This window comes from Pseudoalteromonas sp. NEC-BIFX-2020_002 (genome assembly GCF_013002825.1).
Classification (GTDB): Bacteria; Pseudomonadota; Gammaproteobacteria; order Enterobacterales; family Alteromonadaceae; genus Pseudoalteromonas; species Pseudoalteromonas neustonica.
This window is the reverse complement of the sequence record NZ_JABEPJ010000001.1, coordinates 296602-320337: the sequence shown is the minus strand read 5'-3', so window position 1 is coordinate 320337 and position 23736 is coordinate 296602. Positions and strand designations below refer to the sequence as shown.

The 23736-nt window shown below is 38.8% G+C and carries 17 protein-coding genes; 7 read left to right on the top strand and 10 right to left on the bottom strand.

Annotated elements, in window-relative coordinates:
• Positions 1-274 precede the first annotated feature (274 nt).
• On the top strand, positions 275-2452 hold the full coding sequence (katG, locus tag HJP15_RS01380; protein WP_170172886.1) for a catalase/peroxidase HPI: 2178 nt from the start codon (positions 275-277) through the stop codon (positions 2450-2452).
• A 204-nt stretch (positions 2453-2656) separates the two neighbouring features.
• On the opposite strand, the gene HJP15_RS01375 is transcribed toward katG, so the two are convergent.
• Complete coding sequence (locus tag HJP15_RS01375) at positions 2657-3331, bottom strand: FMN-dependent NADH-azoreductase (RefSeq protein WP_170172885.1); 675 nt, start codon at positions 3329-3331, stop codon at positions 2657-2659.
• Between the two features lie 130 nt (positions 3332-3461).
• Here HJP15_RS01375 and HJP15_RS01370 point away from each other — a divergent pair, with 130 nt between their 5' ends.
• The 4 genes from HJP15_RS01370 to HJP15_RS01355 all read left to right on the top strand — a co-directional run bounded on the left by HJP15_RS01370 (position 3462) and on the right by HJP15_RS01355 (position 6914).
• Positions 3462-4310, top strand: coding sequence for a LysR family transcriptional regulator (locus HJP15_RS01370; protein ID WP_170172884.1), 849 nt, complete (start codon positions 3462-3464; stop codon positions 4308-4310).
• 384 nt (positions 4311-4694) lie between these two features.
• Positions 4695-5327, top strand: a complete 633-nt coding sequence (locus HJP15_RS01365) for a hypothetical protein (protein WP_054452601.1) — start codon at positions 4695-4697, stop codon at positions 5325-5327.
• Positions 5324-6019 (top strand): hypothetical protein, encoded by a 696-nt coding sequence (locus HJP15_RS01360; RefSeq protein ID WP_170172883.1) that lies wholly within the window; start codon positions 5324-5326, stop codon positions 6017-6019. Before HJP15_RS01365 ends, HJP15_RS01360 begins: the two co-directional genes overlap by 4 nt.
• Entirely contained in the window at positions 6012-6914 is a 903-nt protein-coding gene (locus HJP15_RS01355) for a hypothetical protein (RefSeq protein WP_170172882.1), read from the top strand. The genes HJP15_RS01360 and HJP15_RS01355 overlap by 8 nt, the downstream gene beginning before the upstream one ends.
• A gap of 133 nt (positions 6915-7047) precedes the next feature.
• Here HJP15_RS01355 and HJP15_RS01350 read toward each other — a convergent pair whose 3' ends face one another.
• The 3 genes from HJP15_RS01350 to HJP15_RS01340 all read right to left on the bottom strand — a co-directional run bounded on the left by HJP15_RS01350 (position 7048) and on the right by HJP15_RS01340 (position 10732).
• Positions 7048-9405, bottom strand: coding sequence for a S9 family peptidase (locus HJP15_RS01350; protein WP_170172881.1), 2358 nt, complete (start codon positions 9403-9405; stop codon positions 7048-7050).
• A 181-nt stretch (positions 9406-9586) separates the two neighbouring features.
• Positions 9587-10231 carry a thiopurine S-methyltransferase gene (gene tmpT / locus HJP15_RS01345; RefSeq protein WP_170172880.1) on the bottom strand — a complete coding sequence of 215 codons (645 nt, stop codon included), beginning with the start codon at positions 10229-10231 and terminating at the stop codon, positions 9587-9589.
• Between the two features lie 9 nt (positions 10232-10240).
• Positions 10241-10732 carry a DUF2938 domain-containing protein gene (locus HJP15_RS01340; RefSeq protein ID WP_170172879.1) on the bottom strand — a complete coding sequence of 164 codons (492 nt, stop codon included), beginning with the start codon at positions 10730-10732 and terminating at the stop codon, positions 10241-10243.
• A gap of 100 nt (positions 10733-10832) precedes the next feature.
• On the opposite strand from HJP15_RS01340, the gene HJP15_RS01335 reads away from it, so the two are divergent.
• A complete protein-coding gene (locus HJP15_RS01335) occupies positions 10833-11723 on the top strand; it encodes a LysR family transcriptional regulator (protein WP_170172878.1) in 891 nt (296 codons plus the stop codon).
• Here HJP15_RS01335 and HJP15_RS01330 read toward each other — a convergent pair.
• From HJP15_RS01330 to HJP15_RS01320, 3 genes are read right to left on the bottom strand one after another with little or no spacing between them, the layout of a single operon-like run.
• Positions 11720-12298 carry a DJ-1/PfpI family protein gene (locus HJP15_RS01330; RefSeq protein WP_170172877.1) on the bottom strand — a complete coding sequence of 193 codons (579 nt, stop codon included), beginning with the start codon at positions 12296-12298 and terminating at the stop codon, positions 11720-11722. The genes HJP15_RS01335 and HJP15_RS01330 overlap by 4 nt on opposite strands.
• A gap of 12 nt (positions 12299-12310) precedes the next feature.
• Entirely contained in the window at positions 12311-13225 is a 915-nt protein-coding gene (locus HJP15_RS21785; RefSeq protein ID WP_249365772.1) for a hypothetical protein, read from the bottom strand.
• A gap of 8 nt (positions 13226-13233) precedes the next feature.
• Entirely contained in the window at positions 13234-14700 is a 1467-nt protein-coding gene (locus tag HJP15_RS01320; RefSeq protein WP_054452622.1) for a DNA recombination protein RmuC, read from the bottom strand.
• Positions 14701-14970: 270 nt separating this feature from the next.
• Here HJP15_RS01320 and HJP15_RS01315 point away from each other — a divergent pair, with 270 nt between their 5' ends.
• Complete coding sequence (locus HJP15_RS01315; protein ID WP_170172876.1) at positions 14971-15528, top strand: hypothetical protein; 558 nt, start codon at positions 14971-14973, stop codon at positions 15526-15528.
• On the opposite strand, the gene HJP15_RS01310 is transcribed toward HJP15_RS01315, so the two are convergent.
• The 3 genes from HJP15_RS01310 to HJP15_RS01300 all read right to left on the bottom strand — a co-directional run bounded on the left by HJP15_RS01310 (position 15525) and on the right by HJP15_RS01300 (position 23464).
• Positions 15525-18122, bottom strand: coding sequence for a serine/threonine-protein kinase (locus tag HJP15_RS01310; RefSeq protein WP_170172875.1), 2598 nt, complete (start codon positions 18120-18122; stop codon positions 15525-15527). The two genes, HJP15_RS01315 and HJP15_RS01310, sit on opposite strands and share 4 nt — an antisense overlap.
• Entirely contained in the window at positions 18106-19089 is a 984-nt protein-coding gene (locus tag HJP15_RS01305; protein ID WP_054203910.1) for an FHA domain-containing protein, read from the bottom strand. The genes HJP15_RS01310 and HJP15_RS01305 overlap by 17 nt, the downstream gene beginning before the upstream one ends.
• A gap of 1225 nt (positions 19090-20314) precedes the next feature.
• Positions 20315-23464 (bottom strand): DEAD/DEAH box helicase, encoded by a 3150-nt coding sequence (locus HJP15_RS01300; RefSeq protein WP_170172874.1) that lies wholly within the window; start codon positions 23462-23464, stop codon positions 20315-20317.
• Positions 23465-23736: the final 272 nt, after the last annotated feature.

The window sequence follows — 23736 nt, the reverse complement described above, 5'->3', positions numbered from 1 at the left end:
CATTGTTATAAAGGAACATATTGATATTAAGCTTCTATGAAGCGTTAAATCCAATATTTTTTGGTAACTTAGGTATATGTACTACAACCTAATAGGTTTTCTACGAGTGGAATCTAAATAATCGATGGTTGCAATCGTTTTAAAGCACTGATCGGGATCTGTTTTTTAATCGTTAATACCCTATCATTGATTTAAGCAAGTATGTTGCAATCAACTAAGCTGTAACTGTAGCAAGTAATAGTTTGAGTTTTATTTATCAATAAAGGAGCTAGAAATGAGCAATTCAGGTGCTGGGAAATGCCCCGTCATGCACGGTAGCAACACACAAACGTCTAATTCCAATACTGATTGGTGGCCCAATACATTAAATTTAGACATTCTCCATCAACACGACACTAAAACAAATCCCTATGGAAATGAATTTAATTACGCCCAAGAATTCAAAAATTTAGATCTTGAAGCCGTTAAAACCGATTTAAAAAACCTAATGACACAAAGCCAAGATTGGTGGCCTGCCGATTGGGGGCATTACGGTGGTTTGATGATCCGTATGGCATGGCACTCAGCTGGTTCATACCGTTTAGCTGATGGCCGTGGCGGTGGTGGCACAGCTAACCAACGCTTTGCGCCTTTAAACTCTTGGCCTGATAACGCCAACCTTGATAAAGCCCGCCGTTTACTTTGGCCTATAAAGAAAAAATACGGCAACAAATTATCGTGGGCTGATTTAATCATTCTAGCCGGTAATATGGCATATGAATCAATGGGTTTAAAAACTTTTGGCTTTGCCGGTGGCCGTGCAGATATCTGGCACCCAGAAAAAGACGTATATTGGGGCGCTGAAAAAGAGTGGCTTGCACCAAGTGATGAACGTTACGACAATGTCGAAAAACCTAGCACCATGGATAATCCATTAGCGGCCGTCCAAATGGGCTTAATTTACGTTAACCCGGAAGGGGTCAATGGAGAGCCTAATCCACTTAAAACCGCTGAGCAAGTGCGCGAAACCTTTGCTCGAATGGCAATGGATGATGAAGAAACCGCAGCACTTACTGTAGGTGGTCATACGGTAGGTAAAACGCATGGTAATGGCAGCGAAGAAAACCTTGGCCCAGAACCAGAAGCAGCCGACGTCTTTGAGCAAGGACTTGGTTGGAATAACCATAAAACACGTGGCATAGGCCGCGATACCATGACTTCAGGCATCGAAGGCGCGTGGACCACACACCCAACTAAGTGGGATAATGGCTACTGTTACTTACTTCTAAATTACGAGTGGGAGCTTACCAAAAGTCCTGCGGGCGCAAACCAGTGGGAACCTGTAAACATTAAAGAAGAAGATAGACCTGTTGATGTTGAAGACCCGTCAATTCGTTTGAACCCAATCATGACCGACGCCGATATGGCAATGAAGATGGACCCTGCGTATCGTAAAATTATCGAACGCTTTAATGATGATTTTGAGTATTTTAGCGATGTATTTGCACGTGCTTGGTTTAAGCTTACCCATCGCGACTTAGGCCCAAAATCACGCTACCTTGGTGCTGATGTGCCAAGCGAAGATCTGATCTGGCAAGACCCAATCCCAAGTGTCGATTACACCTTATGTGATACTGAAATCAGCGATCTAAAAGTTAAGCTGTTAAATAGTGGCATCAGTGCCAGTGACTTGATCAGCACCGCATGGGATAGCGCACGTACTTATCGAGGCTCTGATCATCGCGGCGGAGCCAATGGCGCACGCATTCGCTTAAGCCCACAAAAAGAGTGGCTAGGTAACGAGCCTGAACGCTTGGCAAAAGTATTAGCTGCGCTTGAACAAGTTCAAGCGGGTTTAAGCAAGCCAGTTAGTTTAGCGGACTTAATTGTGCTCGGTGGTACAGCCGCGGTGGAACAAGCTGCAAAAGCAGCTGGGGTAAATGTAACCGTACCGTTTTCGCCAGGACGTGGTGATGCAACTGACGAAATGACCGATGCAGAGTCATTCGATGTGCTTGAGCCAATTCACGATGGTTTTAGAAACTGGCAAAAAAAAGACTACACCGTATCAGCTGAAGAGTTGCTGTTAGAGCGCAGCCAACTCATGGGTTTAACCGCACCAGAAGTCACGGTATTAATTGGCGGTATGCGTGTATTGGGCACTAACCACGGTGGCAGTCACCATGGTGTGTTCACTGATAACGTGGGCACATTGAGCAATGACTTTTTTGTAAACTTAACCGATATGAATAATCGCTGGGAACCTGCCAGCAAAAGCACCTATAACATTGTTGAGCGCAGCTCTGGCAATACAAAGTGGACCGCCACTCGTGTTGATTTAGTGTTTGGCTCAAACTCCATCCTACGAGCGCTTGCGGAGTTTTATGCTCAAGACGATAACAAACAACGTTTTGTAAAAGACTTCGTTAATGCATGGGTAAAAGTAATGAACGCAGACCGCTTTGATATTTAATCAAAACATCGATTATTAATTAAAGCACAAAAACCAAGAGCGCGAGGGTATTAACCCTCGCGCTTTTTTATATCAGAAACCTTAAATCTGAATTTGTAAAACAATATAAACTGTAAACCCCTATTACGGTTTGGCTAAAAATACCACAGTAAAGCGTGTATTATTTAGTCTGTTAAATTGTTCAAAGGTTTATGCATATTACAATTACTCAGCAGCCATATTGGAAAGTTGTTGTGCAAGCTCAGTTGCTTGGTCATAGGCATTGCTTAACGATTGTTGATGACGAGCATCAGCAAACTCCTGATACTCTGACGCTATCTCATGAATCGTTGTAACACCTAAATATTTGCTTAAACTACGTAAATGCGGCACTAAATGGCTCATGTGCTCACGAATACCGCCTTGCTCAAAACCAAATTCACCGGTTGATGTGATCACAATCAATGTTTTTCCGCCCAGCAAAGGCTGTAGCGGGAAGTCACCACGGGCCAGATCAAAATCAAAGGTTTTATTGATCCGAATAACTTGATCAAACCACGCTTTTAGTTGCGCTGGCATGCCATAGTTGTACATAGGCGACGAAATCACAATAATATCAGCCTTACTCACTTCAGCAATAAACTGGTCTGACTCTAAAAGTATGTGCTTTTGCTGTGCTGACTTTTTGTGCTCTGGTGTAAATACTGCGCCAATCCACTCTTGGGTAATAAAAGAGGGTGGGTTCACACCTATATCACGATAAATATACTCACCTATATCTTGTTGCTCTCTAAAGGTATTAATAAAACGCCTAGCAATATTTTTAGAAATTGAATCGTGATCTGGGTTATCGTTTTTGGCAGCTCTTACGCTTGCATCAATGTGTAATAGGGTAGTCATAGTGTTTATCCTCATAGTGAACATGGGGCAATCATCTAACTTAAAGCGCTATTTCACAAACGAGTTAACCTCACCTATAAATGAGTTATAATCACCTATAGTTATTCCACTTTTTCGCAGGTATCACTTTATGCAAGTCTCACTACAAGCACTTAAAGCCTTTGAAGCTGCGGCACGTTTAGGCAGCTTTAAAGCCGCAGCGAATGAGCTATCACTGACGCCAACCGCAATTTCGCACCATATTAATAATCTTGAAAGCCGATTAAATGTGGATTTATTTTACCGCCAAGTCAGAAAAATCACCCTCACACCGACTGGTGAATATTTAAGTGCCGCAACGAGCGACGGCTTTAACCGCATAGACCAAGCATTGGCAACTGTGCAAGCTACAGGGGCAACCGTTAAAATAACCACCACCTCGTCACTGGCCGCACTGCGCTTAATTCCCGCATTACAGGAATTATCGGTTAACCAACCAGACCTTGAAGTCGATATATCAACCAGTGAAGCCGTTGATAAACAATCCCACACCTTACCTATTCGCTTTAGCGAACGGCACAATATAAACGCCGACGACATTATTAAAACCGAACAATTTAACGTATTCGGCTCATACAAAGCAGCAGATACCCCATGGCAAAATGGCCCTGTTACGCTCTATACCACAAAATGGAAAAACAAAGCACTGAGTGAGCCACCACTTAAACAATGGCTTACTCAAAACAACTTAGATCCTGCGTTATTTATTATTAAAACCTTTGACCAAGAACTATTTGGCATCCAAGAAGCCATGGCAGGCTCAGGACTGGTTTTTTGCTCAACCACACTGGTACAACGATTACTAAATACCGAGCTACTTAAAAGCTTTGATACCCACGCAGTTGAATCAGAGTTTTGCTACTACATACCAAATAAACAGCGCTTTTCAACTAGAGATACACGCCTAGTTTTAGAGTGGGTAGAAGGGCTGTTGGATTGATGTCGTTAGATTTATGAAACACAGTTTATTGTGAATTTAGGTGATTATAAGTCTGTTTAGACATTAATTCACAGAATACTGTTAATTTGGGATTGGTACTCAAAGCCATAATAAAATAGACATGGTGGTTAGTGGTAAAAGTTAATTTAGTTATTATGCGATAGTTTTAAATGAATAACGATCTAAAGTTAAGAGCCCTTTTAGTCCTACCATTAATTCATTGCGCCAGAAATAAGTATTTAAATACAATATATTAATTAAATTATTACTAGAAAATTTACAATAAACAAAACACACTTATCTGTTTTCACTATTGACTATTAAAATATTCAAAGGGATACTCGTCCTAATTCCTAGGACTTGGGACAAGAGGTTGGAGATGAAATGAAAAGTCAAGATGTTTTATTGTTACTTAAAATAATTTCAATGCATGCAGATCTTGATGGTAAAGATGTTGATACAGATATTATTCAAATTGATGATACTTGGGCGGATTGGGATGATAAGGGGTTAACACCTACTTTTACAGAAATGGATCAAATTGAAAGCCAGTTTTCATTAAGAAACTTAGAAAGCTTAACAGGAATAAGTAAATCTCAGATTAGTCTTAGTCTGAATCGCATGTACAACGTAGGACTTGCCAAAGTAGACCGCAAACTCAAAGTACCCAAAACAAATATTAAAGCCTTTTTAGAATTTATTGCCTATGGTATTCGATACGTTTTTCCTGCAAAAGAGGGAGTGATTGGCCGAGGGATCGCTACGTCAATAGCAGCTCCTGTTCTCAGAGGTAAGCTAATGACATCTGGAGAACTTCAGCCAGTATGGTCAAACCCAAGAGGTAATACGAAAGGCTTATTAGTTGAACCATTACATCCAAAAATATTTATAGCAGTACAACAAGATGCACAGTTATACGCCATGTTAGCATTAGTTGATGCCATAAGAATAGGTCATCCTCGAGAACGAAATTTAGCATTAGAAATGCTCAATAACATATTTAAGGTAGCAAAATGAATACAATTAATCTGCAAAAAGAGATGTTAATAAAAGTTGCTACAGCACTTGGAGAGGACCTGATCAGATCAATGGTATTTGTTGGTGGTTGCACAACTGGGTTGTTGGTCACAGATGAGTTTACTAAAGAGCAAATAAGGTACACTGACGATGTTGACCTCATTGTTGATATCATGGGGTATGCAGCTTGGACCGATTTACAAGAACAGCTTAAAACGAAAGGGTTTTCTATTGATATGGGTGAAGAAATTATGTGTCGTATGATACTTGATAATCTGAAAGTTGATTTTATGCCTGTTGATGAGAATGCGCTTGGTTTTACCAATATATGGTATAAAGACGCGGTAGCAACCGCAGAAGACTATGTACTTAATGATACACTGACCATTAAATTAATAACGCCAGAGTATTTTGTAGCCACAAAGCTTGAAGCCTATTTAGGCAGAGGAAAGGGAGATGCTCTTTCAAGCCATGATATTGAAGACCTGCTTAATATTTTTGATGGCAGATCGTCAATAGTTAATGATATCTCATCAGCCTCAGAAGATTTAAAAAATTATGTTAGTGAACAGCTTAAGAGCTTAATGGAAGATGATAATTTTGAGTATGCGGTTCAAGGAACTTCCAGAAACAGCTCTGACAGAGAGCAGTTGATCTTTGAGCGCATTGAGGGCTGTATTGCGTATGACTGATCCTTCCTCACTAAAATTGATACACCGAACTCAGCAAGGATCTGAACGAGAAGAAAACAAAGATTACTTTTCGATTATAAACTCTGATTTTGGCACTTGGGTATTCGTGATTGATATATCAACCTCATCTATCGCTACAACAAACCTAGCTAAAAGGTTTAGTGAAAATTTCCATGATTGCCTCCAAAATTTACTTCTAAATAGTGTTAAGCATTTTTCAGAAAAAGTAACACAAGCTAAGCCTCGATTTGAGAGTTATTTTGAAGATCCTGTAAAACGTAATCAGATTATCCAAAAAGCTTTTAGCGCAACTAAAAAAGAATTGAAAATCGGTGTCGCCAGCTTTTTGTCACTGTATCGTAATTATAGCTCCAATAAAGTTTATGGCTTCAGTGCAGGTGATTGCCGCTTAGGCTTAATCAATAATAAAGGTATTGAATGGTTATCGCCTGTTCATACGGGGGCTAACCCATCAGGCAATAACTTTGAGAACTCAATGAGTCAAGCACCTGAGCGTCATATATTAACTAAAAGTTTAAATTTGAGACGGAAATTTGAGCCTGAAACATTTGAATTAGACTCTTCAACCGATGATGTCTTAGTTCTAGCTACAGATGGCTTTTGGATGGAGTTGAATGAGGCGCAGCAGCAAAGCTTCATCAATAAACCTAACGTATGTTTTACTGATAAATATTTGGTTGATGATACTTCGGTATTACTTATTACCTGGTCTGCTTCTGAACAAAAGATTCCCCCTCAATTTGATTGTAGTTTAACGTTTGAATTACAGTCATCATCAAAAATATCAACAAATGATAACCTATTGGTTATTAACAGCATAAGTAGCGGTTTTAGTCGGAATATCTATAAGAAGAGAGATAATAGTGGATATTAATCTGTTCGATTGTGGATTTTTTGGGTTTCGTTGCACTCTACCCACCTTTGTAAACCCCCATTACATTTTGATTAAAAAAGCCACACGTTATTTGTTAGTGTGTGGCTTATAGTCTCTAAACTAACTAATCAAGTTACTGATTCAATAAGTTCTTTTCAAAAAATTCGGCCATCATGGTGTGATAGTGCAGGGTTGTGCCTTTACCTTCACGTAGGCTGTGTGAGCGGTTTGGGTATGAGAAAAACTCAAACTGTTTGTTGTGCTTAACGAGTTCATCAATTAAGCGCTCTGAGCCTTGGTAATGCACGTTGTCATCGCCGGTGCCGTGAATCAGCAATAGCTTACCAGTTAGGTTTTTAGCAAACGTGATAGGCGAGGTATTGTCGTAACTTTCAGGATCGGTATTTGGATTACCCGCATAACGCTCTTGGTAAATAGTGTCGTATAAACGTATATCTGGCACTGGCGCTGAGGCAATACCCACTTTGAACTTATCACCATGGCGGAACAATAAATTAAGCGTTGAGCTACCGCCACCTGAGTGACCCCACACGCCAACACGATCGGTGTCTATTACATCCCAACGTTTAGCCATGGCATCAAGTGCATCCACTTGATCTTGCACGGTAATAGAGCCGATTTTTTTATAAATCGATTTACGCCAATCGCGGCCTTTTGGAGCACGAGTACCTCGGTTATCAACCGATGCGACAATAAAGCCTTTTTGGGTTAACAGTGATTTGTACAAATAGCTATTGCCTTCATAGCGGTCTTGCACTGTTGAGCCCCACGGTTCACCGTATACGTAAAAAACAATCGGGTATTTTTTATTTTTATCCATGTTCTCTGGGAACATAATGTAGCCGTCAAGCTCAGTGCCGTCTTGCGCATTCACTTTAAAAAATTCGTGGCTTGGTAAGCTTTGCTCAGCCAGTTTTTCTTTTAGTTCTTTATTTTCAACTAACGTTTTTACATTACTGTGGTCTGCCACTTTAATGATTTCTTTTGTTGGCGGTGTGCCAAATTTAGAATACGTGTGCATCGCCCATGAGGCATCTTTAGACATGTAATAGCTGTTTGAGCCTTCAAACTCAGCAGGGGTTACACGCACAGGTTTGCTACTGCCATCAAGTGGCGTGCTATATAAATAGCGCTGACCTGGATCGTTTGGTGAAGCAATAAAATACATGACGTTTTTGTCTTCATTGATCGTGAGCATATCAACAATATCGTAATCGCCAGGCGTTAGGTCAATAATGGTTTTGCCATCGCGCGATACACGGTAAAGATGACGCCAGCCGTCACGTTCGCTGTGCCAAATAAAGAATTTGCCGTCTTTTGACCAATTGGCTTTATAAAACCATTCGATAAACGCATCGTCTTTATCTTCTAAAATTTTAGTCAGTTGCTGCTTTTGCCAATCAAATAACCACACTTTATTTTGGCTTTGCGGGCGATTTAAATCTTGGATCATTAACTCATCGCCTGTGCCTGCCCAGCTAATACGCGGAATGTAGCGATCGCGATTATCACCTTCAAGTTTGGCCCAGCGGGTTTGTTTGTCGCTAAGGCTTACCACGCCCACGCGCACGGCTGAATTAGTTTCACCCGCTTTAGGATACGGAAACGTTTTGAGGGTAGGGTAGAGCTCATCGGTGTTGTTGATCATAGTGAAAAATTTAACACCGCTGGTATCAAGCTGCCAATAAGCGATTGATTTGTTATCGGGGCTCCAACGAAAGCCATCAGCAATGGTGAACTCTTCTTCGTAAACCCAATCAAAGTTGCCGTTAACAAGGGTGGCGCTGCCATCGATTGTGAGCGCAGTTACATCGTTACTGCCAACCGCTTGCATATAAATGTTGTTATCGCGCACGTAAGCCACTTTTGAGCTATCTGGCGAAAATTTAGCAAACATGAGCTTAGTAGGCTCAACGTCTGCGCCACCTAATTGCTGTAATTGGTTAGTCTCAAGGTTGAGTAACCAAAAGTCTCCGCGGCTGCGTGAGCGCCAAACTTGCTCGCTATTGGTAAATACCATGAGCCATTTACCATCTTTTGACCACTGGTAGCTTTCTATTGCCAACGGCTCTTCAGCGCCTTCTGGGTGTAGCTTTTCAAACTCAACTAATACCTTACGGTCAGTACCATCGGCATTGTAGAACACAATGTCGTTACCTTTTATGCCATTGTCTTTGTCATCATCAGCTTTTTCGTCATCCGCTTTAGTATTATCAGCGTCGTCTTTTTTATCTTTTTCGCTCTCACGCGCTTCAAGCACTGTGTAGCCAGTGCCATCGTCTAACCATTTAAAGTAAGTGCTACGCTGCGCTTTAAAATATTTATCTTTATAGATTTGTTCAAAGCTCAGAGGGTTACTTATTTGGTTTGTAGCGGCTTGTGTGCTGCCACTTTCGGTCATTGAGCAGCCAGATAACGATAACCCAGCGAGTACCGACAGTACTATAGCGGTGGATTTGAATAATTTCATGTAAGTTCCTAAAGTGGAGTATTTGCTTATTGTCGTTATTTTTAAGGGTTGTCTAACACATTTATCCGATACAAAAATAATGTTAAACAACTTTTACTTTAGCAAATTTTGTACTTAATATCAGAACACTTATCGCAAGCATTCACGCATTGAACTCAATTATTGCATGCAATATGCAATGCTAGCAATTTTTTCTGCTTAATAGCCAAACGACTGCATTGGCAGGCTTAACACCTTTAACGCCATTGGTAATGGCATCACACGTTATTAACTTTAGCGAATAGATGCGATGATAATGATCAAACACTTCCTGAGCGCTAACGCTGTATGGTGTGCCATCATGCTTAGATTGGTCATACACACAACAAATAAGCAATTGCGGGGCACTCTTTGTAATATTAGTGATATGTGCAGTGTATTTTTTACGTAATTTGAAAGGCAAAGCAACCAAGGCACCGCGATCATATATAGCATCGACTGATCCAAGTGACTCAGTTGTTAAAGCAAAAATATCGCCGACCCAAATAGTCACATTACCCGCGCAATACTGCGTCAGTTGACCATACTGAGTTAGGGTGGGTGCTAAACCTAAATCGATAAATAACGCCTTAATCGCACTTACACTAAGCTCAACACCCACAACATGCATTCCTTTATTAAGCAGCCAAGCAATATCCTTTGTTTTACCACACAAAGGCACAAAAATACGGCTATTAATAGATGGGACTAAGTTAGTAAAATAACGATCTAAGTAAGGATTTACATTGTTTTCATGAAAACCAATATCGCCATCTTTCCATCGCTTTAACCAATAATTAGCTGACATAACGATCCTCTAAAATAGTAGTAAAACAATTGAACTGATATAAATCCCCACACCAAACACGCAGTGCGATACACAACTTTTGACTCTGGCTAAAGCAGGTTTAGGAGTTTTACTAGCAGCAATCCCCAAGCCTAGCGCCGGTTGCATAATAAAAAGCGGCATACACACGGTCGCTAAACCGAATAACAACGCAGGTACTAAGCTTGGTGATGCCAGCCAGCTGGATGATACAAGCAGTAAGAAGACTAAGCTAAAAACGATGCCTATTACATAGTGAATAAACCAGCCAATAACACATTCGTATTTTTGAGTGGGTGCCTGAGCAATCGCAGCATGCTTAAATTGGCCTTTTCGCATTAAACTTACCCAACGGCCTACCATGCAAAAATTTAAAGCACTAATGCCAAACACCTTGGCAAGTAATAGCGCCCATACGTCAAGCACAGCTGTAGCACCTACACCAATTGCTATAACAGTAACCCAATCAATACCTTCAAACATAAAAATACTCTTTACTAAGAAAACTTAGTAATCATGATATATACTTACACAAACGTTAAATACAAAGCTTTAATCAAACTTAAATTGCAAAAGTGGAATCATGTTAGATGATATAGTGTTATTTGTGCATATAGTGCAGCAAGGTGGGTTATCGCAAGCTGGGCAGTATTTATCGCTGCCTGGTGCGACGGTCACCCGGCGTTTACAACGTCTTGAGTCTCGCCTTGGGCAAAAGTTACTACACCGTTCTGCGCGCCAATGTACGCTGACACAGCAAGGGCAGGTATACTATCAAAGTTATGCAAATTTAGTTGAGCAATTTGAACAAACCAGTCATCAACTTAATCAACAAAAAGAACAACTAAGCGGTAAACTCAAAGTGCTTGCGCCGCTTAATATTTGCCATGGTTTTTTACGACCCATGTGGTTGTCGTTCACTAAAGCGTACCCTGATATTCAATTAGAGCTTGTTTTGGGTAACCAGCTTGAAGACATCATAAAAAACCAAGCCGATTTAGCCCTAAGAATAGGCCCACAGGAAGATTCACTGCTACAACAAAAAAAGCTCGGACAAGCAGATTCTTTTTTGGTGGCGACCCCTAACTATTTAACTAGCACCGCTGAACTTAAAGAGCCAAATGATCTTAAACAGCACCGCTTAATTGGCACTACGCTTAGAAATAAATGGCCGCTGACCAATACCAAAACTCGCGCCAGTTACACGCATATGTGCCGCTTTAATAGCATTTATAACGATACTAGTTTTGTGAAATATCAAATATGCGATCATCAAGGGATAGGATTACTACCGCGATTTGAAATTATAAATGAGCTTAAAACAGGCGAGTTAGTAAGGGTTTTACCTGAATGGCAAAGTCTACCAAGGGAGGTTTTTGCTATTTGGCCAAGCGGGCGTTTACTTAGTAAAAAATCGGTTTGTTTACGTGATTACATGCATATATTTATACAACAGCAACTACCAGAGGGCTAAGTGTTTGTGTGCCACTGATATTCCATTTGCTTCGCCGTAAGCTCAGCATGTTCAGGGCTTATTAACTCTGCAACTAGCGCTAAACTCATATCAATTCCCGCAGAAATTCCGCCTGAGGTGGTGAATTTACCTTGCGATACCCAGCGTTTATTGGTGATCACATTTAGGCTTGGGAACATAGCAGCAAGATCAGCTTGATCTTCCCAATGTGTGGTAACCGTTAAGCCATCAAGTAAATCAGTTTTGGCTAATAAAAAAGCACCAGTGCAAACCGAGGCTACTTTAGCAGCAGCGTCAGCGGCTTCTCGTATCCAGTTAATTACGGCCCTTTTTTCAAGTTCATAGGTATGTACACCACCAACAACTATTAGCAAGTCTATCGCCGGATGATTATCAAAACTGTAATGGGGGTTTACACTAAAGCCTGCACGCGCAAGTACTGGTTTGTTTTGCTCGGCCACAAAAAATACCTGCCAATCATTATCAGCTAAGCGTTTTGCCGTGCTAAACACTTCAAATGGGCCTGAAAAATCCAGCACTTCTGCATCATTGTAAATATATATACCAATGTTCATCACTTGTTTTCCTTATGCTTTAGTATCATTTACGTCAAAAATTAGTTTTAACCACCTTAAATTTTTAGTCGTTAGATGTGCTTGTTCATGCAGTGATTCATCATCGTATACATCTTTATAAACATGACAAATTGCAACATCGGTAAGCTCACGCCACGTTTCATCTCCTAACTCAGGTATAGAACATTCACCTAAGTTAAAGCTGGTTAAAGGGTCATGCTCTGCTTCGGTTGTTCTAAGTGTGAGCTCCAACTCTTGCAAAATAGGGTTTATTACTTGCAGTGTATTAGCAGCCTCAAATTCTTGAATGATATTGTTTTGAGCTGTTTTGATTTCTTTTTCAAGTTGATATTGGGAAAATTTATCCGCAGAAGCACGCAAACCATATTTGTTCAATAGGCCTGTGACGCTTGGCAACACTGCTTTAGCTGCTATACCTGCCCCTAATAAAGGATTTGCTATGGCAGCAAGGCCACCGACTAATAGCATACCGTAAGTAAGCTTTTGATCTAACGCGTCTATATCATTTGCTAGTGACTGCAAGGTATTCGTTTGCCCAGTCGCTTGTGCTCGCATTATCTCATCAGTGCTGTTTAGCATGTAGAGCCTAAGTCCGGCTTCAGCGTGTTCGTTTGGGAAATGAAACACTCGTCGTTTAGGCAAGTTATTCACTTCGGAGACACCTTTAGGCAGGCAGCGCATGGTGTGTAGAGCAAATTTATACTCTGATAATTCGAAAGGGATTACAAAATAATGTTTTTCGTCAAACGATAGCGGGCTTACTTTTCCACAGTGCTCTAACGACATGAAAATAGGGAGTCCATTGACCTTTTCTTTTGCTAAAACATAGCCTTTACTAAACTCATCGGTGAGTTTATCTGATGCTAATTTTAGCGTAGCAATTCCTTTGTTTAAAAACTGTTTCATTCTCTTTATTAATCCAATTCTAGTTGGGCTCGTTCAACACTTTCAGCGGGTAAGTCTTTTTGCACTGAGACACCAAGCTCTTTAAACTCAGAGGCTTGTTTAATTAAGTTACCTTTACCACGATATAGCTGAGAAAATGCTTTGTCGTAGCTTTCTTTGGCTTTATCTAATTGTTTACCAACACCTTCCATACTGGTTAAAAAACCATTGAGCTTATTATAAAAACGCTCAGCACGATTAGCTAACTCTTTAGAGTATTTGGTTTGCTCTTCAAAGCGCCATAACTGTTTAACAATATTTAAACTTGTGAGTAGGGTAGTGGGAGTCGCAACTAGAATGTTTTTTTCAATTGCTTGTTGGTAGATATCACTTTGGTATTTAAGTGCTTCAACAAAAGCAGACTCTATTGGCACAAACATCACCACAACCTCTGGTGAATTAATTCCTGGGAGGCGATCATATGATTTACTCGCCAATTCATTAATACGCGCTTTAACAGCCTCTACATGCTCTTTAATCGCTTGTTGCGCTTGAAGTTCGTTATCTGCATTTACATAGCGGGTGTAAGCATTGAGTGACGTTTTAGCATCTATAACCAAATGGCGACCTTGCGGTAAATATACCACTACATCGGGACGAAGGCGGCCATCGTCAGTATTAAACGACACCTCGCGTTTGTAATCAGTTCCAGCGCGCAGGCCTGCGCTATCTAACACGTTTTCAAGCATAAGTTCTCCCCAATTACCTTGGGTTTTCTTTTGCCCTTGGAGTGCGTTACTGAGCCTATCTGCTTGATCTGTTATTGCTTGGCTTTTGGCTTGTAAATGCAGTAGCTCTATTTTAAGTGCCTCGCGCTGTTTTACATCTTCAACGTGAATAGACTCTAACTTATCTCTAAAGCCTTTTAACTCGCCTTGCACTGGTTTTAATAGTTGTTCAATGCTCTCTTGATTTAAAGCTTTAAACTTTTGCGATTTTTCTTCAAGGATTTGATTCGCTAAATTTTCAAACTCTTTTTTTAGCTGCTCTTTACTTTGTTTGATGTGTTCAAGCTGCTCTTCAAAGTGTGTTTGCTTTTGTTCAAGTACAGTGCGCATTGTACTAAGCTCTATGCCACGGGCATTGTGTTCGCCACGCAGGGCTGTTAGTTCGCTTTCCGCTTTACGCCAATAATGGTTGTACTGTTGGCTTTGTTTTTCTTGCTCGGTAAAACGTGTTTTAAAATGTTGGGTTTCATCACGTTGCTCTTGATGGCTTCGCTCGAGCAAATCGTGTTCATCTAATAAGGCGCTGTATTGTTGTTGCTTTTCACTAAGTTGATTTTGTATTAGTAGCAGTTGCTGTTGGTGCTCACTCATTTGCTGCGATAAGCGTTTACCTTTATTTGAGTAAACGAGACCTAGAAGTACGGCACCAGTGGTAACACCGACCCCAACACTCACCCAATCAATGCTTGTAAGTAGTTGTATATACATAAATAAACTTCATTAGCCTAAAGACACTTAATCATAACGAAGATCAAACAAGCAAGATAGCCATATTTGGCTCTAAGATACAGGTAAACATAGATGATTTAATTCAAACGAATAACCAAAAACACGTTTGTATTACGCACTTCCCCCATTAAAAATATTACACGCTATTACAAATAAACGTAATAGCTTTTATTAGTAAAAAGTATCACCTACAATAAAACTCGTACCAAATAAGTACCGACTACACCAACTGTAACAAGGAAAGATAAAATGACGATTGCTCAACACCCTGATATTCAAGTTCCATGTAATGAAGACAATTTTTCGCAAACAGCCCACTTTACGCTGCTTCCGCATACAAGTGAAAGTTGGCTTACCTTCCATGTAAACACAGAAAGTAGCACACTTTTAACTGAAACCTTAAGTATCGAGTTTCAAAACCCAAAAGGCACAACCCCAGCCGGGCTTGCAGTAAAACAATTTGCTGAGCTTGTTGTAACACTTGATCAATCTGTTGCTGATGAATGGGTGTTTTATGGTAATGGTGTTGAATACTGTGGTGCTGGCAGTAACTGCCAGTATAACATTTCAACCTCAATAGATGCTTCAGGCAAGGTGCTTACTTTAAAAGTAACAGATGTTGGAGCGACCTATGCGTTTGCAGGGGTCGATACAGGTAACTTGGATAAAGTAATCGAAGTAACGCAAGGTGAAGATACAGCTTACTTACCTATTAGCTTTAGATATGTTGCAAAACATAATTCAGGTCAAATTTATATGTCGCAAGATCCTAAGATTGTTGTACGTAGACCTGGTAATACACTTTAATTTAAAGTAAAGCCACAACTAAAAGAAGAGTCATATTGCTGCATTAATGTAATAAACTCTTCTTTTTTGCACCAAGGTTTAAACCAAGGCAACTTAAACCACATCGGGTGGTAACCAATTGTTAATGACTTCTCTATATACATTATCGCTGATTGGTATTCACCAATAACACTGTAAACAAGTGCCGCAGTAAACACATACTCATAGTGCTCTGATGAGATACTAATTGCTTTATTTAGTGCCTGTAATGCAAGTTTAGCCTCGCCTAATTGGCTATGCGCTTGCGCCACCTCTAAATAACCATCAAGAGTTTGTTTATCTTGCGTCAATTCAATGACTTTTAGATAATTAGCTGGGTATGACTCAATCAGGCCAAGCGACTTTTGTGTATCCGCTAAATTAAGCCTAAAGCTAACATGCTCGGGGTTTATATCAACAGCTTGCTGGGCAACTATTAATGCTTGTTCAAACTCACCTTGCAATGAATAAGCAATACTTAAGTTACTCAAATCTGTACTATCAGCCTTAATATTTATAGCCTGTTTATATTGCTTTATAGCAATTACTAAATCACCTTCGGTAAGTGCTATATCAGCCAATAATTGATTAGCCATATAATTTTGTGGGCTAACACTTATCACCTCATTAAGTAGCCGCTTTGCCTTTTCAATATCACCTTGCCACCACATAACCAACGCAAGGTTTTGCTTTATTAGCGGGTTAGAACGTATTTTTAATGCTAATTCAAAAGCTTGTTGTGCTTCAGGCAACTGATCTTGCTTTAAGTAGAGAGTACCTTGTAACTCATAAAGAGTTAAGGTGCTAGCGCCTACTTGTTCAGCTTTGGCCAAATACTGTGTAGCCGCAGACCAATCTTGTCTAGCAACCGCTATCAACATGGCATTTTTAGCAAATGCAGGGGTATTTTGATATGCCAACGGCGAGTTAAAAAGCAACTTACTGGCAGTATTTAAATACTCATCCTGTTGAGACTGCTGGTATAAACTCAGTGCAACCTCACGTAATAACTCATAGTTAGCGTATAACTGCGGGGTTTGTTCAATTGCGCTACTAATTTGCATGAATAGCTGTTCACTGTAATCGCCTACATGCTGCACTTTTTGATACAACTCGATATGTTCAATTTGTACTTTGTCGCTCAACTGCGACATTACAACATATTTATTATCAAAATCAGGGTAAAGTGCAGTTAATTGTTGACTGCTTGAATGGTGCATTTGACTATAATTATCAATAATAATAGGCCATTGCTTACGTGCTTTGACCGTCCAATTAGGTGCTTCTAAACGAACTAACGTTAAATAACATTGTGGCTGCATACAATTGAGTTCAGCTCTTACAGCTTCTTGCATACCTGTTGCAATACTTAACTGTTTTAACCTCTGTGTTAAAGTTTGTTGGTTGTTACTATCTTCAATAACTTTTATTTCATCTTCTGAGATAAGGTGTAAGTGTTTACTATTAATAATACCTTGTCTAACGGCATCATCTATCGTAGCTTTTACCATATTTATATCAGCTTCGAAAAGCGGGGGCACTTTTATTTCAGGGGCCAAAAATACAACATAATGTTCTTCTGGTTTATGTACTTCAAACTTATACATTAAGCCTGTGGTTATGGCTGCAATCCCCATCACTGCACCTAAAATCACCCACTTTTTAGGTGATTTTGTTTTTACGACTAATTGATCAAGTGGAATTGTCTCTTGCGCTAAAATTTCTTGCTGTTTAATAGCAATAATAATGTCTTGTAACCTGCGTTCGACGCTTTGAGCATTTACGGGACGACGTGATTTTTTTCGCTGTAGTAATTGATTGAGTAAATCACATAATTCATTGGGTAGTCCGGGAATTATCTCGTGTGCATTGCTGGCTTTTCCATTTGCAATATTATTAGCTAATGCTTGCGCGGCCCCTTCACCAAAGGGATGACGGCCACTAATAAACATATATGCTAGTATACCAAATGAAAATAAATCGCTTTTAAAATCAACAGGCTCTTTTCTTATCTGTTCAGGTGACATCGCACTTGCACTGCCAAAACTCAGCCCCTGAACAGACTCACTAGTATCAGTATTATGTAAAGCGGCAATACCAAAATCTGTAATTTTTAATACGTTTTTTTCAGTATCAATTATGATATTTGCGGGCTTTAAATCGCAATGAATTACTTGCTGACTATGTGCATGAGACAAGCCTGCACATAGCTGTAAAAGTATGTTCAGTTTATCCAACAAACAACAAATATGCTGTTGCTGGAACTGTTGTAAGGTTTTGCCTTTCAAATACTCCATAACAATGCATAGTTGATCTTCAAACATCAGTACATCATGTATTTGCACAATATGTGGATGATTAAGACGAGCTAATAATTGTGCTTCATTAAGAACGTTGATATCTGCCGCCGATTGTGTGGAATTAACTTTAATAAGTTTAATTGCCACATAGCGCTTCAAGCGGGTATCTTCAGCAAGGTAGACAGAGCCCATTCCGCCTTGATTAAGTAATTTTATTAATTTGTAATTAACGATTGTTGTATTAAATTTTTCCACGCTGTTATGCGGTTGCGACATTCGAGGTTCTCTCTAACTCATGCCCTTTGTATATTTCAAAGGTTTTACCTGCAAAGCGAACTCTGCGTAATTGTCGCTCAATAATATTTTCAGCATCATGAACATGCGTTAAAACTTCAGAAAACTGTTTGCGGGCACGATGAATCTGAATATTTAAATATCGCATATCAACCCCTAAGTCTTTAACTAACCGATCTGTTTCTACCCAGCCTTGGTTAGCGGGTGTAACACCACGCTGTGCGTCTTCAGCACGATATCGCGCTAAATTAAGTGTTAGATAGTGATGACAGCGAGCATGTAAATCAATTTCTTTGTTATTGTACTTTATTGTAAGTTCAGAGATTTCTTCATCAAGGCTCAGGTTAAAATGAAACTCCAAATCATTAATATACAACTGTGGCACACTGCTCATTTGTGTTACATCGTCTATATGACTAGATAGAAACATCCAACGAGAATCGCCAAGGGTAATTATATGATTATCTTGCAACACTTCAGGGTCATCTTGTGTGGCGTCATCTAATGATTCTAAGTGCCACTGACCACTGCTGTTTTCAAAAACAACAACATGATCAGGATTGTGCTCAGGTACTAGATGATAATGACTAAGCGAAATGACGTCTGTTGTTTTTTTATTATACTCATCAAGTCGAATTAATTGATCTGCAGGTGCTGCTAGGTTTTTTACAACATACGTTGTTTCTGAGTTACCTGAAAAATATATTTTGTCGCCAATGCAAAGTAACTTGGGCTCATCTTTTACAAGGCGTTTATTGTTTAGCCACGTTCCATTTAGGCTTAAATCTCTAATAAACCATTTACCGTTTACCCATTCAATAATAGTATGGATTTTAGATACACTCGGATCACTTACCAAAGTATCGACTGAGTATTGATAACGACCAAAGGTATGATGTGCGTATAAAAAACAATAATCGTTTGTACGTTTATCAATTAAATGAGCCATAATTGCACCTTGTTCTATCGTTGAATACAGAAGCCAAATGTATCAGTAAAAATTCCTTACATTTTAAAGCTAAACGCAAGAGATTTACATTACTGAGTATATTGATAATTAGTGAAGATTACACTTCGAAAAGTAAATAATATGTACTTTTTTAAGGTAATTGTGCCCAATATCATAAAAAACAAAACAATCCTAAGTATATGAACTCATTTCTTATCTAATACACACCAGTAGAGTGGCTATTTTCAACTAAATAGATTAGTTATTTTTTATAAATTAAATCAATAGGTTCGTAACCCTCTTAATCAAAATTAGGTTAATGGATATGGATAAAATTAAAACAAAAAAAACCAGCTTAAAAAGCTGGTTCAATCATTACTAAATTTAGTAACCAATAGGGGGGAAATCGACATGATACTTGGATAAACTGCAATTCATCAACAAGCACAGTAGTAGACGTCGCCTTACTTATTAAGTTCAAAAATAATTAAAATTTAATTTAGTCTCAAAGCGACAGCCATAAAAAAAGCCAGCTCAAAATGGGCTGGCTCAATCATTACTAAATTTAGTAACCAAATAGGGAAATCAACATGTTGCTTGGATAAACTGCAATTCATCAACAAGCACAATAGTAGACGCCGCCTTACTGATTAAGTTCAAAAATAATTAAAATTTAATTTAGTCTCAAAGCGACAGCCATAAAAAAAGCCAGCTCAAAATGGGCTGGCTCAATCATTACTAAATTTAGTAATCAAATAGGGAAATCAACATGATGCTTGTGCAAACTGCAATTCATCAACAAGCACAATAGTAGACGCCGCCTTACTGATTAAGTTCAAAATAATTAAAATTTAATTTAGTCTCTAAGCTACGGGCATAAAAAAAGCCAGCTCAAAATGGGCTGGCTCAATCATTACTAAATTTAGTAACCAAATAGGGAAATCAACATGATGCTTGTGCAAACTGCAATTTAACAACAAGCACAATAGTAGACGCCGCCTTACTGATTAAGTTCAAAATAATTAAAATTTAATTTAGTCTCAAAGCGACAGCCATAAAAAAAGCCAGCTCAAAATGGGCCGGCTCAATCATTACTAAATTTAGTAACTAATAGGGGGAAATCAACAAGTCGCTCGGATAAACTGCAATTCATCAACAAGCACAATAGTAGACGGCGCTTTACAGGTTAAGTTCAATAAAAGATCCTCTATTTTGAGTATCTTTTTTAATTTTTGATCAAAGACAACATTTGTTCTTCATCTAACTTAGTAAAACTCATTGATTTATCAGTAAATAATGCATCAACAAGGGCTTGCTTCTCTTGTTGCATTTTAAACACTTTTTGCTCAATTGAATTCGCCATAATTAATTTATAAACAAAAACGGGGTTTGTTTGACCGATCCTATAAGCGCGATCTGTTGCTTGCTTTTCAACGGCAGGGTTCCACCATGGATCAAAATGGATCACTGTATCAGCCTGAGTTAAATTAAGACCTGTTCCACCCGCTTTAAGACTAATTAGAAATACAGAGGTGTTACCACTGGTAAATTCATCTATTACTTTATCGCGATGCCGTGTTTGCCCTGTAAGTAAGCTAAAGCTAATTGATTGTTCATTAAGTTGTGTGGCAATAATGTCTAAGGCGCTAGTAAATTGGCTAAAGATAATCACTTTACGTCCTTCGCTAAGCATCATAGGTAGGTGATTACTGATCCAATCTAACTTCGCGCTGCGTGCAGTAGTATGCTCATCAATTAATTGCGGATGACAACAAATTTGCCTTAACTTTAATAACGCATCTAAAAATGCAAGCTTGCTTTTTTGCATACCTTGCGCGGCAAATAAATCGATCATCTTTTCTTCAAGTGCTTCAGTGATCCCTTGATAAATTGCTTTTTGCTGTGATTCAAACTCAAATTCTTTTATCAACTCAGTCTTTAAAGGTAGCTCTTGTGCCACTTCAGCTTTAGTACGGCGCAAAATAAATGGCATTATTAATGACTTTAATTCGCGGGCACGCTCACTATCACCATCACGCTCGATCGGGGTTTGAAAATGTTGTTTAAAATGGCTTTGCGAACCCAGTGATGATGGCATAGCAAAATCGAGTAACGATTTAAGTTCAAAGAGATTATTTTCGATCGGTGTCCCACTTAAGCAAAGTTTAAAGTCGGCATTTAAACGTTTAACCAATCGCGATACCTGTGCGCTGTCATTTTTAATATATTGCGCTTCATCAAGTATAATGTTTTCAAAATATAATGGTGAATAATAGGCTATATCACGTTTTAGTAGCGGGTAGGTTGTTAAAATACACTCTGCTTGCGCTAAATGTGATAATTGTTCGACTCGTGCAGAACCAAATATTGTTGTCACTTTTATGTCACTGGCAAACTTAGTGATCTCGTTTTGCCAATTACTAACTAAGCTTGTTGGACAAACAATCAATGTTGGTCCAGCTTGTGGGTTTTTTTTAGCATTGGCTAAAAAAGCAATGACCTGGAGCGTTTTACCCAGGCCCATATCATCGGCAAGAATACCACCGAGTTGATGGCGTTTTAGAAAATGTAACCAATCAACGCCTTGTTGCTGATATTCGCGAAGTTGAACCCCCGAGTTTAAGCCCTGCAATTTATACTTAACGTCTTTTTTTTGTATTGTTAGCTCTGCTAAATAACGTTCTAAACTATCGTCAACTAAATTAACATTAATACACTCCAAAGCCATTAATTCAGGTAAAAACGACAGGGGTATAAGTAACTCATCTCGTGTTTTTATAAATTCAAACCGCTGCTTAAACTCAGTTAATAAATTGAAGACCGATTTCTCAATTACCCCGAATTGTTTACCCTCAGTGTAATAATAAAAATGTTCACTTTGACGGTTTAATGACTGATACTCAGGGTTATCGTTAGCTAAAACATGGGCAGCTTTTAAATTTGAGATCAATATTTTACTAACAACTTGATGTCCTTTTCCTCGTTTAATATCGAGACAAGGCGTTGTTAAACTTTTTTTGATCACTAATTTTTTATCGCTAATTTTCCAGCCTCGCTGGCGAAGCATTGGAATTACTTCAAATTTAAACCAATGGTTATGAGTAATGGACTGTTTACTAAAGATAAATGTATTTTGTAAAGCCCCTTTACATGATTCAAATCCAAGGTTAATTAATTCATTTAGTACTGTATTCTCAAGCGCTTTATTAAGTAATTTAACCGGCGCGGAATTAGGCTGATAAAGCTGACCTTGATAATTAAATTGCAAACTAAATTGTAACTGCTTTTTATCATTACTTACGTCTATCACCGCGTATGCATCAGCAATGCGTTTCAATTTCTTTTTTTCTACAGGCTGATAATGGGGAATAACACCATCACCAAAATTGGCTACTAATTGCTTATAAACACGTTCGAAATTGGTGGTATGAATTGCTGGTATAGATTGAATATGTGCAACTTCTTCACCACTGAGAGGTGTACGTAAACGACCTATTTTAAATGACTCTGTTTCAATGTAAGTGGGTGGGGTTGTTTTTAATAGCAGCCAAGGTGATTTATCGCATAAATCAATATTTAAATGCGTAAGATCTTTTTTATGTGTCCAACTAAAGCTGAGTTCTTTAGCGCTATCCGCTTTGATTGAACTACGGGAGCGTCCAAAAAACAAACGCTGCGTTGCTATTAGTTGTTGTAGTGCAGTAAAACCCCATTGGCCTTTGAGCTCAAGATGACCTAGGGCGTTTTGTGAACGTATCCAACTGAATAAACGAAAATCACTTTCAAGCAGGTCTGTAGGTGTAACAAAGCTATTAAGCTGTTGCTCAGTTAAATTACGGCCTAATGTATAATTATGCTCTTTTGAATAGGCTGCAATCTTTGGTGTAAGAATAACGCGAGTATCTTCAACATCAAGTACGAATAACAAAACATTTTTTACTGTCGTAACTTCTGTTTGCTTTAACGTTTTAAGCTCATCAAACCAATCATTTATTATGTAATCTTGGCCGTATTCACCTGAATGCTCAATTTTAAGTTTAAGTAAAACCGCAGCTAAATGACGACAACTTGTTTTTGCATTACATGAACAATGACGTTCAACTGAAAACCCAGTTGGTAATTTTTTGATCTCAATATGCTGATTAAAGGTATTCCCTTCATTACCGAGCATAGACGCATCAATAACAGAAAAATCGCTATTATATTCAAGGCAATTAATTTGACCATTCGCTAAATATTCTTTTGCTCTACTTAGTACATTAGGTTTAAACAACTGTTTTATAAACCGTTCAGATAGAGGAAATTGAGTCGCTTGTTCTTGTTTTATTTCTTCAAAAATAGCTAACAGGTCATTCTTTGATAAATTAGCAGACATAGTGCTCGAAGCATTAAAAATAAAGAATAATTTTACCAGTATATGATTTATATGTACTGAGCTAAAGCATTAAAACAACAAATTATACTTGTTGGAGCTGGTGAGTTGGTAAAAAATAGCTTTGTGCATAAAAAACAATCATCGGGGGTGGCGACGAAACAATTAACAAACAACTAAGGTACAAGTTATAAACAACTTAATAACAATGGAGGGGGTTTACAGATCAGATTTTTACTAAGCAATGGCTGATAAGCAAAGAAGGGAGAAAAACC